This window comes from Thermogutta terrifontis (assembly GCF_002277955.1).
GTDB classification, from domain to species: domain Bacteria; phylum Planctomycetota; class Planctomycetia; order Pirellulales; family Thermoguttaceae; genus Thermogutta; species Thermogutta terrifontis.
In genome coordinates, this window is the sequence record NZ_CP018477.1 from 647003 (window position 1) to 665829 (window position 18827).

Annotated in this window: 12 protein-coding genes and 1 pseudogene; 7 read left to right on the forward strand and 6 right to left on the reverse strand. The window is 57.5% G+C overall.

Annotation, left to right across the window (positions count from 1 at the left end):
* Positions 1-14: 14 nt before the first annotated feature.
* Both THTE_RS02375 and THTE_RS02380 read right to left on the reverse strand, forming a co-directional pair.
* The gene (locus tag THTE_RS02375) at positions 15-737 is read right to left on the reverse strand and encodes an ABC transporter ATP-binding protein (protein WP_095413933.1); all 723 of its coding nucleotides are present in this window, start codon (positions 735-737) and stop codon (positions 15-17) included.
* A complete protein-coding gene (locus tag THTE_RS02380; protein WP_095413934.1) occupies positions 734-2668 on the reverse strand; it encodes an efflux RND transporter periplasmic adaptor subunit in 1935 nt (644 codons plus the stop codon). Before THTE_RS02380 ends, THTE_RS02375 begins: the two co-directional genes overlap by 4 nt.
* 800 nt (positions 2669-3468) lie before the next feature.
* Here THTE_RS02380 and THTE_RS02385 point away from each other — a divergent pair.
* From THTE_RS02385 to THTE_RS02405, 5 genes and pseudogenes are all read left to right on the forward strand, one after another.
* Complete coding sequence (locus tag THTE_RS02385; protein WP_095413935.1) at positions 3469-3840, forward strand: nitrous oxide-stimulated promoter family protein; 372 nt, start codon at positions 3469-3471, stop codon at positions 3838-3840.
* Positions 3841-4215: 375 nt separating this feature from the next.
* A pseudogene (rplU, locus tag THTE_RS02390) lies at positions 4216-4545 on the forward strand (50S ribosomal protein L21); the annotation flags it as partial.
* 330 nt (positions 4546-4875) lie between these two features.
* A complete protein-coding gene (locus tag THTE_RS02395) occupies positions 4876-6138 on the forward strand; it encodes a sulfate adenylyltransferase (protein WP_095413937.1) in 1263 nt (420 codons plus the stop codon).
* 21 nt (positions 6139-6159) lie between these two features.
* Positions 6160-6900 carry a sulfite exporter TauE/SafE family protein gene (locus tag THTE_RS02400; RefSeq protein WP_095413938.1) on the forward strand — a complete coding sequence of 247 codons (741 nt, stop codon included), beginning with the start codon at positions 6160-6162 and terminating at the stop codon, positions 6898-6900.
* Positions 6901-7063: 163 nt separating this feature from the next.
* Positions 7064-7504 carry a hypothetical protein gene (locus tag THTE_RS02405; protein ID WP_095413939.1) on the forward strand — a complete coding sequence of 147 codons (441 nt, stop codon included), beginning with the start codon at positions 7064-7066 and terminating at the stop codon, positions 7502-7504.
* A 48-nt stretch (positions 7505-7552) separates the two neighbouring features.
* Here THTE_RS02405 and THTE_RS02410 read toward each other — a convergent pair whose 3' ends face one another.
* Both THTE_RS02410 and THTE_RS02415 read right to left on the reverse strand, forming a co-directional pair.
* Positions 7553-8533 (reverse strand): UDP-glucuronic acid decarboxylase family protein, encoded by a 981-nt coding sequence (locus THTE_RS02410; RefSeq protein ID WP_095413940.1) that lies wholly within the window; start codon positions 8531-8533, stop codon positions 7553-7555.
* Positions 8534-8680: 147 nt separating this feature from the next.
* Positions 8681-11497 carry an ATP-binding protein gene (locus tag THTE_RS02415; RefSeq protein ID WP_095413941.1) on the reverse strand — a complete coding sequence of 939 codons (2817 nt, stop codon included), beginning with the start codon at positions 11495-11497 and terminating at the stop codon, positions 8681-8683.
* 313 nt (positions 11498-11810) lie between these two features.
* On the opposite strand from THTE_RS02415, the gene THTE_RS02425 reads away from it, so the two are divergent.
* Positions 11811-13430, forward strand: a complete 1620-nt coding sequence (locus THTE_RS02425; RefSeq protein WP_095413943.1) for a GH39 family glycosyl hydrolase — start codon at positions 11811-11813, stop codon at positions 13428-13430.
* Positions 13431-13614: 184 nt separating this feature from the next.
* On the opposite strand, the gene THTE_RS02430 is transcribed toward THTE_RS02425, so the two are convergent.
* Both THTE_RS02430 and THTE_RS02435 read right to left on the reverse strand, forming a co-directional pair.
* The gene (locus THTE_RS02430) at positions 13615-14421 is read right to left on the reverse strand and encodes a potassium channel family protein (RefSeq protein ID WP_095413944.1); all 807 of its coding nucleotides are present in this window, start codon (positions 14419-14421) and stop codon (positions 13615-13617) included.
* A 22-nt stretch (positions 14422-14443) separates the two neighbouring features.
* The gene (locus THTE_RS02435) at positions 14444-15790 is read right to left on the reverse strand and encodes a TerB family tellurite resistance protein (RefSeq protein ID WP_095413945.1); all 1347 of its coding nucleotides are present in this window, start codon (positions 15788-15790) and stop codon (positions 14444-14446) included.
* 1643 nt (positions 15791-17433) lie between these two features.
* Here THTE_RS02435 and THTE_RS02440 point away from each other — a divergent pair.
* Complete coding sequence (locus THTE_RS02440; RefSeq protein ID WP_095413946.1) at positions 17434-18822, forward strand: sugar porter family MFS transporter; 1389 nt, start codon at positions 17434-17436, stop codon at positions 18820-18822.
* The last annotated feature ends 5 nt before the right edge of the window (positions 18823-18827 follow it).

Here is an 18827-nt window from a genome sequence, read left to right on the forward strand (position 1 = left end):
ATCAGGACGGCTATCTAATTGACAGCAGCTTTTGTTCGTGCGGAGCTGCGAGCCGGATTATCGGTGATGGACTCGATTTTTCCGTCGCGAAGCCGGATGATCCTTTTGGCCCGGCTGCCCACATCCAGTTCGTGCGTCACGAGGATGATCGTTTTCCCCTGGCGGTTGAGTTCGTCGAAGAGATTCATGATCTCCTCGGTGGTGACGGAATCGAGGTTTCCGGTCGGTTCATCAGCCAGGATGAAAATGGGATCGTTGACCAGTGCCCGGGCAATGGCCACCCGCTGCTGCTGACCGCCGGACAGTTGGGTGGGCCTGTGATTGAGGCGTTCTCCGAGACCCACCATTGCGGCCAGTTCTTTACAGCGTGCCCGCTCTTTCGGCGAAAGCCGCCGCTGATAATAGAGTGGCACCTCGATATTTTCCAGAACGGTGAGCTGGGGAATGAGATTGAAGGACTGGAAGACAAAGCCGATTTTGGAAGCCCGGAGTTCCGCGAGGCGATCGTCACTGGCTTCGGCGACGTTTTCGCCATCCAGCAGAATCTTGCCGGAAGTCGGATGGTCGAGGCAGCCCAGCAGGTTGAGGAGTGTGCTCTTGCCGGAGCCGGACGCCCCCATGATCGCCACGTAGTCTCCCTCGGGCACGTCGAAGGAGACACCGCGGAGGGCGTGAACGACCTCAGTGCCCATGTGGTAATCTTTGGTCACATTCTGGACTGAGACGCCGATGCTCATTGGGCTTCCCCGTTGTCAGGGCGCGACGGACGACCGTCGGGGCCACCCCGGCGACCGAATCCTCCGGGGAAGCCGCCGGCCGCTCGCATTTTCTCAAAGCCCGCCAGCAATTCCTGTTTGTCGATGGCTCCATCGCCGTTGGTATCCGACTGCATGAATTCTGCCCGGCGATCCTCGGGGATTTCCGACGGATCGAGCTTGCCGTCCTTGTTGGTGTCCATTCGCTCAAAAATGCGGTCCACGATCATTGCGGGGTTGAAGCCGCCCGGTGGCCGCATCCCACCGGGCCCCTCACCGCCTGGCCCACCCGGTTCGCCACCGAACGGAGGTCGTCCCGGGGTCGTTGCGGGGGAGGCTTCGCCAGGACCACCGGAAGCACCATTACCCTGGTTCTCGGCTGCCGCACTTCCCGCGAATCTTGCCTTTCTCGCCTCCGCCTCTTTGGCTGCCGCTTCCTGTGCGGCGTTGGCCTGTTCGCCCTGGGACCGGCTCCAACTGGCGACCATGGGCTGATTCTTTTCAGCCAGTCCTACTTTTTCCCGATAGGCCGCCGCATTGAGAACGACTTCCTGGTTCTCGCTGAGTCCCTTACGAATGACCACGAATTTTTCGTTACTGGGGCCGATCTCCACCTTGACCGGCTGGAGGCTTCCGTCGGGATTGACAGTGATGCAGTAGAAATCGCCCGCCACTTCAAACACCGACTGGACGGGAACCTGAAGGACGTTGGGCTCGCGCTGGGCAAGGATAGTCACCTGAGCCGTCAGACCGCCTCGAAGGTTTTCCGAGGGATTGTTGATTTTCACAACGACCTGATAATCTTTGACGTTGGAGTTGAAAAACGAGGTGGGCAGCGGGTATTCGCCCACGTCGGTGACCTCGCCGTCAAATTCCACACCAGTCAGCGCGTCCACGCGGATCTTGGCCGGCAGGCCTTCCCGCACGAGACCGATCTTCGATTCGTTCACCTTGGTCCTGACCTGCATCCGTTTGGGGTCAGGGAGTCGGATGATGGTCTGATACTGACGGACGCGGACACCTTCCTGGATGATGATGTCTGTCTGTCCTCGGACACCGACTTGGTTGGCGTAGACCACCTGTCCCGCCGCGGGAGCCGTGATGACGCACTTCTTAATCTGTTCATCAATCCGCTTGAGTTCCTGGACCTGAAGTTCATAGGAATGCTGCTGGGCCTCGAGTTTGGCCCGGGCTGTTTCGATGTCGGCATCCAGTTGCTTGAGCATCTTCACTTTGGTGAACCGCTCGAGGACATCGAGCTTGGTGCGAGCGGATTCCAGTTCTTTAATGGCCTTGTTCAGGGCGAATTGGTCGGCCTCCAACTGTGCCTGGGTGATATAGCCTTTCTGGGCAAGGCTCTGGCTGTATTTAAGGTAGTCTTCCGCTCGGCGTCGGTTTTCCTCCGCAATAAAGTTCTGAATTTGGATCTCGAGCAGCTGCTGCCGGTACTGGCCTTCGAGATACTCCTGCTTGGCAATCAGCGCCGTATCAAGTGCTCGCTGCGCCTGGATCAGTAGGGCCTGCTCATTGGCCACCTTGATCTGTTGCTGAACATACTGATCGCGAAGGGCCGAGGAGTCGAGCTCCACGAGAAAATCACCGGGCTGAACATAGGTTCCCTCGGGTACGATACGGATGATCATCACGCCGCTGCCCTGGCTTTCCACCTCGCAGCGGATTTCGACGTTGCTGGCGCTTTCCACGTCCCCGCGCTCAGTGATCTCGTTGATAAAGTCGCCTCGGATGACTTTGGCGGTCAACGGTTTGTCATGGTTCCCCTGCCAGAGCGTGCGAGGGAGAAAAGACCACACAAGGGGAACCCCAATCATCATGAGGCCGAGCACAACAAGGGGACCTTTCACGACCCAACCGCGCCGCGGATGCTTGGAGGCAGGCAAAGGTTTCGGTGTCATACTTCATGCTCCCCCCAAAAGGATGATGCCGACCGGTTGCCCGGCGAGCAGACGGCTTCCTGGTGAACCAACCTCAGCCGCTGTTGTCTTTTCCGCAGGTGGGAAATGTATTCGCGATTCAAGTGGGAGTGACCCTTTCACGAACTGAACTGATTTCGCCGGAGCCCCATCCCCAGTCCGGTCAATTCATTCCAAGGCGGGACGCCGCCCCACGTCAAAGCCTTGAATTTTCCTGCCCCTTCGTACCCTATCACCGCGTCCGCTGTCCGGTGGCGGTTTCTACCAAACGGTCTCACGGTCTGGCTGGAGCGTCTTGCCGGAGCGAGTCAGCCGTTGGGTATGTTAACGTTGATTGATTTGACCCTTTGATGTTCCCCGTGTTTTCCGGAATATCAGAATCGACCGGATCGCTCGGAATGTCAGGAATGACTGATGACTTATCACGCGGTTGTTGCGTCTCGGAACGACGCCGATGTGGAGCTGGCCCAGCCAGGGCGGGTTGCGTTCCGGACTGATGCCGAAAATACACCCCTGCCCGAGGTACGCCGAGCCGGTCCAGCCCGAGGCGCGTCGCCTTCACCCCTACTATTTTAAACGCTTGAAAGAGCAAAAGTAACCGAAAACCCTTGAAAATGCATAATCGTACATTTATACTAGATTCAACTGTTACAATTGGTGCGTCGGCCGCACGCGCTGCTGCTGGCTGCTGTGAACCGTGGACGAGTCATCACGGCATCGGTGATTGGGCCAGCCCAGGCAATTCGCACCCCGTGAACGATTTGCAGTGCGAGGTCCCTAATATGGGAAACGGAGCTGTCAAAACGGCTTCTGGAAAATCGCGCCGAATCCAGCGAGAACGCCGCACGATCGAGGCGATGATCCGCATTTTCTGCCGCAAGAGGCACGGCCAGAAGACGCTGTGTCCGGAGTGCCAGGAGCTCCTCACCTACGCCATGTGCCGCCTTGACCGGTGCCCCTTCGGGGAGAATAAGACCACTTGTGTCCGGTGCCCCGTGCACTGCTACAAGCCGGACATGCGGGAATTGGTGCGGCAGGTGATGCGGTTCTCCGGTCCGTGGATGTTACTCTACCACCCCTATTTGACATTTCGGCATTACCTCGACGAGTGGTTCATTGAACCGCAGCCCCTCCGAAGAAGGGTGAGTGGCTGAGGCACCGGCGGACAGGAGTTGGCTGGCGATTCGGCCGGGCCGAAACTGTTGGGTCCAGTTGCCCGTTTAAACGGTCGCGGCAATTTACGAATTGCCCCTGCGAGACCTTGTGCCGCCGGCATCTCACATTTTACAGATATGGGGGGATAGTCCAGGCAGGATGAGCGTCCCTTGATGAGCAGAGCCGCAGCGGGTTTAATGAGGGTTTACCTGCTGCAAACCCCTGCCGGGAAAAGGGGGAGGGTAATTCCCGGGAAGGGACTGTCAATTCGGGCGGCGAGGACAGGCGGTTTGGCTCGCTTAGCCGGAATTTGCCTATGGTTGCGGACCCTGGTTAGGTCAGGAGATACCCCAACGACAGCGAGGTTGTGCGAGATGTACGCGATCATTCAGGACGGCGGACGCCAGTACAAGGTAGAGGTTGGCCAGGTGCTCGACGTCGATTACCGCCTCAGCACTGAAAAGTCCGAAGATGGCGCCGCGTTCGCTCCCAAAGAAATCCGCTTCGATCGGGTGCTGGCCATTCGGGATGGTTCGACGTTCCTCCTTGGTCGGCCGACAATCGAGTCCGCGTATGTCGTGGCGGAAGTCCAGGAGACCCTTCTCGGCCCCAAGATCTACATTCAGAAGTTCCGCCGACGGAAGAATTATCGTCGTCGCAAGGGGCATCGGCAATTGTACCTGCGGGTGCGAATTAAGGAGATCAATCCCGGCACCGCACTGCCTGGGAAGCGCGAGGAAGCGGCGATCGCCCAGCCGGAATCAGCACCTGCCGAATCCTCCGGCCAGCCCGAGCAGGCCGAGGCCCTCGCCGTTTGAGGTATCCGCTCGGGGGATCCTGGAGCCCCCTGTAGCAAGTCGGCTGAGCGGATAACGGGACGGCTGCCCCGGCTCGACGCTGGGATTCTCTCCGTGCTTCCGCGGGGAATGGGCGAACGGGAATTTGCGACACGCTCACAAGGGCTATTTTCCGTGACCAGCGCTTTCCGGCGCCCTGGTCATTGACTCTTTGGTTGGCTTGAGGAACAGAAGCGTATGACAAAGGATTTGATTCCCGCCCATGGCGATCTTCCAGAACCGCTGGATTTGACTGTTCCTGAGGAAGCGCGGGACGATTTTCTGGCCGAAGCGAGTCGGCTCAAGAAAGTCCCGGTGTCGGATGCTGACCTCTCCACCGTTTATCGCTTTGGGGATGGTGCCCTCAGTCCGCTCACCGGGCCGATGGATCGCGAGGTTTACGATCGGGTTCTGGAGGAAGAGGTCATCGAGTACAACGGGCGGCTCTACGCCTGGACGATTCCTCTGGCCTTCCCGGTAACGGCTGAGCTGGCCAAACAGTTGAGCCCGGGGGAGAAGGTCGCTCTGGTGAACTCCCGAGGAGAGATTGTCGCCACGCTGGAGCTTACCGATGTCTTTCCGTGGGACAAGCGGAAGTACCTGACGCGGGTGTATCTGACCGAGCGGTTCGACCATCCCGGCGGCGATATGGTGTTGAAGGCGGACGGGGACAAGGATTACCTCATTGGCGGAAAAATCCAGGTCCTGCCGCAGCCGAAGCATCCTCGATTCGGCAAGTATGTTCTGCGTCCGAGGGAGGTTCGGGAACTGATTCGGCAGAAGGGTTGGGAACGCGTGGTGGCCTTTCAAACCCGCAACCCCCTCCATCGCGCCCATGAGTATGCCCTCGTTTATGGTTTGGAGACGCTGCTTCGTCAGGGTTACAATGCCGGGGCATGTCTCAATCCGTTGATCGGGGAAACCAAGGGGGACGACGTGCCTGCCGATGTTCGCATGCGGACCTACGAGGCACTCATCGAGCAGCGTGCTCTCGGGGACGGAGATAGTGATCCAGCTCTCTGGGGACCGCGGGGAGAATCCGTGCCCGACCGTGTGATTCTGGTGGGCCTGGACATCAAGATGTTCTATGCCGGTCCCAAGGAGGCCGTCATGCATGCGATTTACCGGCAGAACTTTGGATTCACGGACATCATCATCGGGCGGAAGCATGCGGACGCCCCCTATCACGACGGAACGCCCATCTGGGGCGATTTCGATGCCCAGGAAATCTTCAAGCGATTGCGAGGCGATCTTAAGATCAAGCCCCTGTGTGTGGGGTTTGCAGCGTACTATGAGTCAGTGGGACGGGTCGATCTGATGGAGAATCATCCCAACGAGAAGCCGGTCTCAATCTCTGGAAAGGAGATTCGCGCGGCACTCCGTGAGGGGCGGCCGGTCGATCCGCGGATCATGCGGGAAAGCACAGCCCGAATTCTGGCCGAGGCCATGGCACAAAAATAGCCCAAGTCTGGGGAACGCGGAATGTCCGGGGGGGTTGCGCGACTGGTGTGGGGAGGTCTGTCGGCTGTCTGCATGGGATTTTCCAAGACAGGCGTGCCGGGGGCTTCCATTCTCGCCGTGGTGCTGATGGCGCAGGCCTATCACGAGGACGCCGCTCTTTCGGTGGGGGCGCTCGTGCCGGTTCTGCTTGTCGGTGACCTCTTCGCCGTCTACCTGTATGCCAGGTACACAGCGTGGGATCGGCTGATCAGACTATTTCCCTCCGTGGCCGTGGGATTGATCGCTGGGGCCGTGCTTTTGCATTATGTGCGGGGAAACGCGCTTCGACCGATCCTGGGAGCGCTGGTGGTGGCCATGTTCGTTCTGGAGGTTTACCGTCGGGCCTCCGCGAACGGACACTATGGCCAGAAGTGGTGGTACGTCTGGCTGACGGGGATGCTGGCGGGCTTTAGCACGATGGTGGGAAATGCTGCCGGTCCTGTCATGACGATGTATCTTCTCAGTCAGAATCTGCCCAAGGACAAGTTCATGGGCACCACGGCGATGTTCTTCTTCACGGTCAATCTTTTGAAAATTGCGCCCATGGCGCTGGAAGGAATGATCACACCCGAGACGATGCATTTTGCAACCTATACCGTTCCCATGACGCTCGTCGGCGTGGGCTTGGGCCGATGGGTGTTCCGACAAATGTCCCAGAACACGTTCGACATGGCAGCCCTGATCCTGGGAGGCATTGGTGGGCTCTGGCTGCTTGTAGGCTAAACGAATGCCCGCATGCGGACTATTAATCGTCGTATAGGGCGTTTTGGCACCGCTTGAAATCTCAGCCGCTAGCCAGTCAAAATCGGTTCGACCGAAACGCGAAACGCTGCTCGATTGGCTTCCCGGCACAAGAAGGCAATGGTGTCTTTAAGGAGATTCAACCTTGCGACATCCAGTATCCTTTCGAAATTCATTCGCAACCGTTGAGTGGAAGTGCGGCACCGCGTCGCTTTCCGCTTTCCTGTTTCTCATCGTCGCGGGGATAGCACTTGGAGCGGGGTGCTCGCGGGAGCGCCCCGAAACTTCCAACATAAAGACAGAGAGCCAGGCGGCGAGCACGGATCAGTTGACACACGCTGCGGGAGGAACGACCGCCGAAGGCAGCCCGGCATTGTGGGGATTTCCACCGGAACAGGGGAAACCCTGGCCGATCCGGCCAAGTCCCGAACCGCTTTCACCGACGCGGCAAGCCAGCACGGGAGAACCGAACGTCCGCTGGCCGGATTACCGCGTGCCTCGCGAAATCATCTTCACCGCACCACCGGTGCCCTCGCAGATTGTCGGGCCGGCGGAGAACCGGAGGAATCCTGAAGCGGCCGAGTGAGCCCCTTCAACGCGAAAACTTTGGAGGACCCGGTTCCACCCCGACCGATCACTGTTCGTAGCACGGGGTCGGGGGCCGATAATGCGAAAGGTCGATCGAGCGAAACCACTCGATCGTCCGCATGAGGCCTTCCCGGAGCGGAGTCTTGGGTTCCCAGCCGAGTTTCTGTTTGGCCAGGGTGATATCGGGACGACGGCGAACGGGATCGTCGGCCGGCAATGGTCGGAAGACAATTCTGGATTTGGATCCGGTCAACTCGATGACGAGTTTGGCCAGTTCCAGGATGGTGAACTCTTCCGGATTGCCGAGATTGACGGGCCCGGTGAAATCCTCGGGATTTTCCATCATCCGGATGATGCCTTCCACCATGTCGTCGCGATAGCAGAAGGATCGTGTTTGTGAACCGTCGCCGTAAACGGTGATGTCTTCTCCACAGAGGGCCTGGCGAATGAAGTTAGAGACCACCCGGCCGTCGTATGGGTGCATCCGTGGCCCATAGGTGTTGAAGATCCGCACGATGCGAATGTTCACCTTGTTCATGCGGTGATAATCCATAAACAGGGTTTCTGCCGCCCGTTTACCTTCGTCATAGCAGGCGCGAGGACCAATCGGGTTGACCGCCCCGCGGTACGTTTCGGGTTGCGGATGGACTTCCGGGTCACCATAGACTTCGCTGGTGGAGGCTTGCAGCACCTTGGCCCGACATCGTTTAGCCATCCCCAGAACGTTGATCGCTCCCATTAAGGAGGTCTTCATGGTTTTGATCGGGTTGTACTGATAGTGCCCCGGAGCCGCCGGGCACGCGAGATTGTAAATCTCGTCCACTTCCAGCCAGATGGGCAGCGTGATGTCGTGACGAATGAGCTCGAAGTTGGGCTTGTCGAGTAGATGCGCTACATTGGACTTCTGACTGGTGAAAAAGTTATCCAGACAGATCACGTCATGACCCATTTCCACCAGGCGTTCGCACAGATGCGAACCGAGAAAACCGGCACCGCCTGTCACCAGGATTCGTTTGACGAGCGCCATCGTACCTCCCTACTCCGATTGCTTAGGATTACTCCTTTATCAATTCCCGAAAATTCCGAATTTTTGCTCCGAGAGTGGTTCGCTGCCGTTTCAGGTGTGTTCCTCGGCCGCCCGGCGAATTCCGCCCAATTTTTTTCTGTGTGACTTTCAGTAGGCAGCCGTCAAAATTGGCAAGTCACCCAAACTGGTCTTTTCGACCTCCCACGGTTCTTTCCAGTTTGATGGGGAATCGCCGGATTGGGAATAGGATTTTCCAAGGAATTGGGCGACTACTTCCAAAAGTTGCTCCTGATATACCGGCTTGGGGACATAGCCCGAAAATCCCGACTCCAGAAACTGCTCCACACATCGGGGATCATTGTGGGCTGTAAGGGCCAGAATGGGGACGGTGCAACCGCTCTGCCGCAGTTCTCGGACGGCGGTGATTCCATCCATTTCGGGCATTTCCACGTCCATGAGGATGAGGTCGAACGGGCGGCGGTGATGTCGGGCCTGCCGGTACTGGGCGATGGCATCTCGGCCGTTTTCCACCGTCGTGACCGTCAATCCGGCCTTCTCCAGAATGCGCTGCACAAGCCGACGATTGTCGAGAAAGTCTTCCGCGACGAGGACACGGCCCTTCAGGGGGCCAGACACGGCCGGGGAGTTCCGCGGTGAGTGCGGGGCCAACGGGCTTTCCTGGCCCTTAGCCATGGATTGGCTTCGACCGGCTGTCCCCATGTTGAGAAGCCCCTGGCCGTCAACAAAGGGTGTGTTTTCCAATGGCCCGGTGGCCACCCGAACGTGAAAGATCGTCCCTTTGCCCGGCGTGCTTTCCACCGAGATATCCCCACCGAGCAAGCGAGCCAAACGCCGACTGATGAGAAGTCCCAAGCCCGTGCCCCCGTATTGACGGTAGGTTCCGGCTTCCCCCTGCCGAAAAGGTTGGAAGAGTCGGCCGATTTGGTCAGGCGACATTCCCACCCCTGTATCGCAAACGCGGAATTCCAGGACCGGTTGGTCGACAGGTGTTCGATCAAGTTCGATTTCGATCCACACCCGACCCTCACGCGTGAATTTGATCGCGTTGTCGGTGAGGTTGACCAGAATCTGCCGCAACCGTGTGGGATCGCTTTGAATTGTTTGCGGGATAGCACCCTTGACTTCCAGCTCCAGGCGAAGGTTTTTCTCCCGGGCCTTGCCGGCCAGCATGTGGACCACGTCCTGGGCGATCGCAATCGGATCGGTGGGAATGCGTTCCACTTCCATTCGGCCGGACTCCAGCTTGGAGAAGTCGAGGATCGTGTTGATCATCTCCAGAAGGTGCTCTGAGTTTCGAATCAAACCCTCGGTGGCTTCCAGAATGAGTGCGTCGGGCTGTCCAGAGGGTTGCTCCGAACTCGACAGAACATTTTCCGTACCACCCGCATCCTTGCTCGCGCTGTTTTCCGACTGTTGAACCGAAAAACGACGGAGAATTTCCTCGCTGAGAAGGCGCGCGTAGCCGAGAATCGCGCTCAGGGGTGTGCGGATTTCGTGGCTCATGCTGGCGAGTAAGGTGATTTTCGCCCGGGCGGCATTCTCGATCTCCTGCGAGTAGGCGCGGAGGCGGATATTGGCGGCCTGGAGGGAACGCGCGTATTCTTCGAGCTGACGCTGGACGGCCTTGTGTTCGGTCATGTCGATAAGGGTGATCACGTAGCTCGTCCCCTGCGCCAGTTCCAGGCGGGAAACGAGGCCCAGAACTTCCCGAGTTTGTTCCCCGCTCGATTGGAGGCACGTCTCCAAAAGCCAGGAATCGGTATCTGGGGACGAGGGGTTCAGCCAGCGGCAAAGGGAGAGCTCGTGCTCCGGGGTGCATCCTTGAGGACAAAAGTCACAGAACGAGCGGCCAACAGGCGATTGGCCGAGAAATGTTATCGCAGCAGGATTGCATTCGTGGATTCGTAGCTCTCGATCGACGATTAAAACTGGGTGGTGAACGTGCTCAAAGACCTTTTGATACCGGCGTTCCGTGTCATTGAGCAGCTGTACGAGCCGCTGGCGAACACGCGCAAAACGGGTCCGAAGCCGCTCGAAGTGAGTCACCGCCAGAACAGCCAGACCGGTTCCCAGAAAACCCAGCATCAACGTGATTCCCGGAAGCCACTCATGAATGGCATCCGCGCGAATCTTGTCTGGGTAGAACCCGACTCGGAACACCTGGCCGTACCAGGATAGTTCTTCCCAGAGGCCGCTGGTCTCTCGGTCACTGGCCAAGCCTGAAACGACAGATGTCGGAGTGGCGTGACGCCACTCGTGATTTCCGTATTGAAGGATCAAAGCGCCACCAAATTGCCAGCTAGTAGCTACCTCCGCCAGCATAGGCTGTGGGTCAAGGGCGAGAATGATCCAGCTCTCACTGTTCCCGTCTTCCGGCGATAAAAAGACTCTTTCCGCGCGGACTGCCGCTGCCAGGTACTCGTCGGCCGGTATAAGATGGCGACGCGCCCCGGGTCGCGTATACAGGGCACAGCACACGCGGCTTACGAAGGAACTCAGTTCCTGGCGACGGTTCGGCGGAACGTCGAAAAAGGAGAGATAGACAAATTCCCGGTCACAGCAATTTGAGGCGTCGCCAACAGTCGACGGCGGCACTGCGCCCTTCTTGGACAGTTGGACGACGCCGAGGGCCTTCACTTCGGGATGTTTGTGAAGCTTCAAATTGTCGAGCGCGACCTCCCATTCCGCGGGGTCAACTTTCTGGCTGGCCGACCAAAGGATCCGCAGAGCCATCAATTTTTCCTCGATGGCTTCCAGCCGGGAAGTGAGGTTGACAATCACGGGCTGGGCTGCGAGTTTCGTTTGTTCGTTTCGTTCATATAGGCGATGTTGATGAGCCAACCAGCAGGCCGGCACGGTAAAGATCGCCCCTCCCACGAGGCACAGGAGGATCCCCCACCGATGCCCGCTGTTCCATTTCCGAAATAGTCTTACACCAGACATATCAGCAGAACTCACTCAAGTTGCTAAAAAACATCAACGATCTCATCTGGCGCCCAAGAAAAAGCCAAGAGTTTTTGCGCGGGTTTCGGGACTACGGATAAACTTTACGTTGAGTTCCAGGGCAAAGGGGTCGATGACGCCAAAAAGTGGGGAAAACCAACTGGGGGGATTCTTCGGCACATTCGGTGTGATCGTTACAGTTGTGAGGGATGGAGCAGGAGCACAGAGGACGTTTGGTGCATCGGTTGGTGAGCTTTTTTGCCCGAACAGAATTGTCATGCTGCAATACGCCGTTTGTGGAAGGGAGAGACTCATGGTTGATCACTCGGTGAATCGGCGAACATTCCTGGCCCAGGCGCTAGGGGTGACTGTCTTGGGCTCCCCTACAATTCACGCCGTTTGTCTCGGCAGCGGGATCCGCGAAACTCCTCGCCAGCCCGGTCAGGATGCAATCGCCACGGATTTTCTCGACGGGTCCCCCGAGGCCACGCGGTGGTGGGAACGGAACATCGGTCCGGTAGTCGGCCGAATTAAGGGGCGCCACTCACGGGAGATAGCGCGGTCACCTTTCTCCGTGGGGATGGAAACGCTCGATCGGGCCATGTATGACCCGCAACGAGTCTACCGGCCGCTGGGGGAACTGGGGGTGAAATGGGCGCGGTTGCAAACGGGCTGGGCGCGATGCGAGACCTCCCCCGGCAAATACGATTTTGGTTGGCTGGAGGCAGTTGTGGACGCGGTCCGTGCCGAGGGTGTTAGCCCGTGGTTCAATCTTGGCTACGGCAACAGGCTCTACCTGCCAGAGGCCCCTGACGTCTCGGCGGTGGGTTGGATTCCTGTCTACAAGCCAGAAGCACAGAAAGCCTGGCTGAAATTTGTGGGAGCACTCGCCGCGCGATTTGGCGATCGGGTGAAACACTGGGAAATTTGGAACGAGCCGAACATCAAAAACTTCTGGAAACCCGGCGATCCGTCCCCGGACCTGTACTGCCGGTTTGTGGCGGAGACCAGCCAGGTCCTGCGGCAGACGATTCCTGATGTCGTGATTATTGGTGGGGCTCTCGCCGGCATGCCCACCGATTATCTCCGCCAGCTCCTGGCCTGTGGAATTCTGCAGCATGTGGACAGGATCTCCTATCATCCTTATCGCCCCGTGCCGGAAGAGGGTTATCGAGAAACCCTGACCACCTGGCGGACAATTCTTCGACAGAACAGTCCGGGTGGAAAAGAAGTGCCCTTATGGCAGGGGGAGAACGGGTGTCCTTCGCGACCGGGGGGTGCCGGCGCCCTCTCGCAGTATGAATGGACCGAAGTTCGTCAGGCGAAATGGCTGCTGCGGAGAATGCTTTACGACAGGGTCCTCGGGGTGGAGCTGAGCTCTTACTTCCACATCGTCGATCTGGTGAATTACAACTGGGGAACGGGGCCGAGCGGGAAAACGAATTTTAAAGGGCTTTTGCGGGGAGAAGATTATTCTCCCAAGCCTGCTTACCATGCCTATCAGCGCCTGTGCGCTTTGTTCGACGGGGAGACGCGTCGGGAGCCTGCCCTCGATGAAATGGTGACTGTGGCGAGCGCTTCGGCAATGTCCGCGGAGGATCGCCCGATGGGCAAAACCCCGGAGGCACAGAAATACGTGGTCGCCGGTTTCTTGCGAAACGACGCACCGCTGTGGGCTCTATGGGCCGTGGAACCACTACACAGCCCGGGACAGGTACGTTGTGCGGACGTTCGGATACGCGGGACGGCCCCCTTGAATTCCCCCGTCTTGATCGATCTTTTGAGCGGCTGCGTTTTTACAGTGGACCATCGTGCAGGCAATTCCACCGCGTTGAGATTTCCCTCGCTGCCCATTCCCGACTATCCGGTGGTGATTGCCGATAAAGAGGCGATTCATGATCTGGTGACGAGCCCTGTCCAGGTGGATGGATGAATCCCATCAGCCGCTTCGCGCTTCTCTCGCGGACCGTCGTGCTGACTGCGAGAGGACATCCGGTTTGCAGTTCGACGCAGAGAAGACCGCCGGGCAACGTCGCGGAGGCGTGAAATACCTATGGCGCGCATGTGTCGCTGGACATGAAAAATACAACCGTCCTGTGAACGCCCTAGAAGACGCATTAGAAGTCTATTAGCGCTTGACCGCAATGGGGACAGCGCGATGGCGTCTTTTTCCGCCGCCGGCGTTGAATCTCCTCGGTAAACCCGGCCCCCAGAATACCTGCCGGCAGCGCGAACATTCCGATTCCCAGAAGAGCCACAATCCCAGTGACAAATCTCCCCGGTCCCGTAACAGGATACACATCCCCGTAACCGACAGTGGCGAGGGTAATGACAGCCCACCACATGGCAGTGGGAATATCAGGAAACTTGTCCGGCTGAGCCGGGTTTTCCACGTAGTACACGATCGCTGCGGAGAATAGAACAAGCAGGAACATCACGCAAAAAGCCACGACGATCTCTTCTTTTTTCTCCCGGAATACAGCGACGAATATATCCACAGCAGCCGTATAACGCGCCAGCTTGATTGAGCGAAGTAATCGGAACAGTCGCAACAGCCGGAGCATTCGCAGGTCAATGTGCGAAGCCGGCAAAAATGCCGGCAGAATTGCAAAAAGGTCTATCAGCGCAAGGGGCGTCATGGCGAAACGGACCCGGCCCCAAATAAGAGAGTCATACTGAGGATTTGCGCGACACGACCATAACCTCAATAAATATTCAACGGCGAATATAGACACTGAGAAATGCTCGAATAAAGAAAGCGCCCACCCCCAACGGTTGGCGATCCATTCGACGGTCTCGATTACTGCGGCAAATACGTTGGTGAGAATGAGCGTGATAAGAAAAACATCACACCATTTACTGAGAGTATCACCTTCAGTAGCAGGCTCGAGGATTGTCCAAATCCGTTCTCGCAGCGCATTCATAAATCATAACCTGGAACGCAATCTAAATAGAATCGGACTTCTTCAGATTGCAGCGTCGGCAGAGCAGTTGCACATTATTGTCAGAGTTGCTCCCACCTTTGGCTACCGGGATGATATGGTCAAATTCCAGATAGTCCGTCGCCCCGCACTCGGCGCATCGTCCACCATATCGCTGCCAAACACGCTGACGGACATCGCGTGGAATATATCTGCTGGTTTTCCCCTCGACTTTGGCCACCCGGGTTTGATTGGCCAGGCCCACCGCCGCAGTAAACAATGGGTAGAAAAGGGGCGACGGTTGTAAGATGTCAAACCTATAAACGGGTTTGCCCTCCGTTTGGATCTCTAGCCAGTTGTCGCTGCCGCGATGAGAGATGATTTTTCGATAATCCAGGGCCACTGTTTTTGTAGACGAGGAAAACAGAAGTCGGTGATCGGTGAGCGCCAAATTCCCATGATGCTGTTCCCAGGCAAGATTACCACCACGGGTCCGCGGCAGGTGCCACACCGCTTGGGAGTAAAAATGGAGCAGTTCGCCAGCTCGCAACTGCAGTCCCGAAGGTGGAGAGAGGGTTGGAAGACGGCCATTTTCGATTTCCTCAAGCCTGCGAAGGATGTTGATCTCTTGCTCCAAGTACTTGCGATACTCGGCCGATAATCCCAGCTCTTCGACCAACCACCTGAGGATTTTTTCTTCTTCGGGAGATAATCGTCCGTCGGCTTTGGCGTCGGCAAGCACATGTTCCACAAATCGTTGTGCGGAAAGTTGGATCGCTTGCTGGAGTTCCTGTTTGGTCAAACCGAACTTTTGTGTGATCCGAAGGAGATTCTCCCATTCCGCGGGGGAAAGCCGACCGTCAGCCACTGCCGCCATGAACAGCCCACGCAGAAATGCCTCCGCATAATCGCGAAAGAACATGCGGGCGAATTGGGGAAGCGCGTATCCTACTGAGTGCGCGATTCGGGCTAATCGGGCCTCTTCCTCTGGGGACAAGATGCCATCCTCCATGGCCTCCCCAAGGGCAATAGCAAACCTGTTTCGCGCAAATTCGAGATGGATGTCTTTTGCTTTTGCTTCAGAAATCTCCAAACATTGCACGATTGACCGAAGGGCCTGCTGTTCTTTTTGTGTGACAACCTCATCGGCCCACGCTCGTTCTAGGACGTACCGGTAAACGTTTTCCTTGGCAAGTTCCAGCTCATCAGGGTTAACGTCCCACCCCTGCAGCATGCTCGACACAGAAAATTTTTCTTGATTAGTCACGAGGCCGTGATAAAGCAGACGGGTCAACTCCTGAACCCTCTTTTCCCGATCGGGGTCAATCAGCTTTTGAACTGTTTTCTTGACCCACTCAGCGAGCTTTGCCATGATGATCCCCTTTGCTCGGTTACTACCACTCCTATCTGATCCTCGGGATTCCAGATACTGAATCCATATTCTCTAAAAACGTATTCGTGTGACAAGGTAGCAACGAGAAAGTTGCCCCCAGCCCGCATCATTATCGGTGTTCCGAGCGTCTCATGGAAGATTAGCCGTTTCGCTACCCTATTCACGGTTTTTTGCGGCACGAACGGCACCGGCACCCCGGCACGGATTTGTGTGGAGATAATATGCAGCCCGCGGGCCTCTTCCGGAAGAACCTGTTTCGGAGGCATGTGCTTATCACGTCCTTTTTCCGGAGGGACCCACTTGTCAGGTCCGCCGTTCAATGTTTGATCATCCATTCCCGTTCGCCGGGGACTGAAGTCCTGCGGCGAAAGCGGGGCTAAAGCCCCGCACTCCATGGAGTGCGGCGATTTATCGCCGCTTTTTAGTGAAGGCTTTAGCCTTCACAACCCTGCCGTTTGCGGCGTCGGAGGGACCTGCTTGTCAGGTCCTTTTTTCGGAGAGACCCGCTTGTCAGCCTGCGAGGTTCCACTCCAATCTACTCGGGTTTCGGTAGAGGCAATTCATGAATGGCCCCTACAGCGTCGGAAAAACCTGCTTGTCGGGTCCGATTAACACCGATTGATGACCTATCCCACCTCACCGGGCACGACGAGCGTGCCCCTCCGAAAACAGTCCGGAGGCACGTGCTTGTGACGTTCGCATTCGGACCAACCCCTTTCGGAGGGACCTGCTTGTCAGGTCCGCGTTCAATGTTTGATCATCCGTTCCCGTTCGCCGGGGACTGAAGTCCCCCGGGGAAAGCGGGGCTAAAGCCCCGCACTCCATGGAGTGCGGCGATTTATCGCCGCTTTTTGGTGAAGGCTTTAGCCTTCACAACCTTGGCGTTTGCGGCGTCGGAGGGACCTGCTTGTCAGGTCCTTTTTTCGGAGAGACCCGCTTGTCAGCCTGCGAGGTTCCACTCCAATCTACTCGGGTTTCGGTAGGGGCAATTCATGAATTGCCCCTACAGCGTCGGAAAAACCTGCTTGTCGGGTCCGATTAACACCGATTGATGACCTATCCCACCTCACCGGGCACGACGGGCGTGCCCCTCCGAAAACAGTCCGGAGGGACGTGCTTGTCACGTTCGCATTCGGACCAACCCCTTCCGGAGGGACCTGCTTGTCAGGTCCGCCGTTCAATGTTTGATCATCCGTTCCCGTTCGCCGGGGACTGAAGTCCCCCGGTGAAAGCGGGGCTAAAGCCCCGCACTCCATATGGAGAGTCCGCACTCCGCTGGTTAAACGGTAGAGGCAATTCATGAATGGCCCCTACAACACATTGAGCCTTTGGCCTGTCCCAGCTCCAAACGAAAACTGGGGATGCATCCTACGCCCACCTCATTGCATGGCTGCGCCTCAGGCGTTATGCATAGGAATATTTCGCTTGCGTCTTGTGGGAAGATCGGAGGCCGGTGCCGTGGGTTCGGAAGTTGAAAAAAAGGGGGCGGGTGTCGCCAGATGTCTCGTGGACGAACTCGGAGACGTCGGCCATCGGGAAAACATCCATAACGCACACGCCGGTTATGTGGGCGTGAACGAATCCAGGTAGTGCTGGGAACTTGCAGCTCTGGGAGCGCCGCGATGAAGATCAACGGTTATCTTGTCCTGTGTGTTGCCATTGCGTCGCTGGGTGGTTTGCTTTTTGGCTTCGATACGGCCGTCATTTCGGGGACGGAGAAGGCGCTTCAGAATCTTTTCCATTTGTCGGGTTTCTGGCACGGATTCACGGTGGCGAGCGCACTGATCGGGACGGTCATCGGCTCGCTGGTGGCGGGGTACCCGGCCGATCGCTGGGGGCGGCGGGAAACGCTTATCCTCATCGCCGTCCTCTATTTTGTTTCGGCGGTCGGAAGTGCCCTGGCGTGGGATTGGTATTCTCTTGTGTTTTTCCGGTTTATTGGCGGGCTGGGGGTCGGGGGGTCGTCGGTTGTGGCGCCGATGTATATTGCCGAAATCTCGCCGCCCAAATGGCGGGGCCGGTTGGTGGCGGTCGTGCAGTTCAATATTGTGTTCGGCATTCTGCTGGCGTTCTTTTCAAATTACTGTATCGCGCTGCTTAACTTGGGGGATGTGGAATGGCGGTGGATGCTCGGTGTGGAGGCGTTTCCGGCCGGATTGTTCTGGCTGCTTCTCTACTTCACGCCCCAGAGTCCGCGCTGGTCGGTGGCCCGGGGACGCTGCGAGCAGGCTCGCGCGGTCTTTGAAAGGCTCGGTGCTTCCCGCGAAGAGGCCGAGGAACTCGTGCGGGAGGTGCAGGCTTCGCTCCATGACACGTCCCTCGATGAACCGCTCTTTTGTCGTCGCTATCTTCGCCCGGTGCTTCTGGCCATTGCCATTGCCGCCTTCAATCAGCTTTCTGGGATTAATGCCGTGCTCTACTACGCCCCACGAATTTTCGAGATGGCAGGGGCCGAGAAGGATGCGGCGTTTCTCCAGGCCGTGGTGGTTGGCGGGACGAATCTCATCTTCACGCTGCTGGCCATGAGCGTCATTGACTATTTCGGCAGAAAATTCCTTATGCTCGTGGGATCCATCGGCTATATTGTCAGTCTGGCGACCACGGCGGCGGCCTTCTACGTCTATGGCACGCACTTCGATCGGCTGGGCAACATCATTGTGCTAGCCAGTCTCGTGGTGTTTATCGCGTCCCACGCCTTTGGTCAGGGGGCAGTGATCTGGGTGTTTATCAGTGAAATCTTTCCCAACACCGTCCGCGCCAAGGGACAGGCCCTGGGAAGTTTCACGCACTGGTTCATGTGCGCGTTGATCTCCTGGACCTTTCCGGTGATTGCCGCGGCGTCCGGTGGACATGCCTTCGCGTTTTATGCGGCGATGATGGTCCTGCAACTTCTGTGGGTGATCTTCGTCATGCCCGAAACAAAAGGAATCCCGCTGGAAGAAATCGAGCGTCGGCTTTTGGGAACGGATTCCGCTTCTGCGGCCGCGGGGTCCACCAGGTCGTGCTCCTGAAGGGA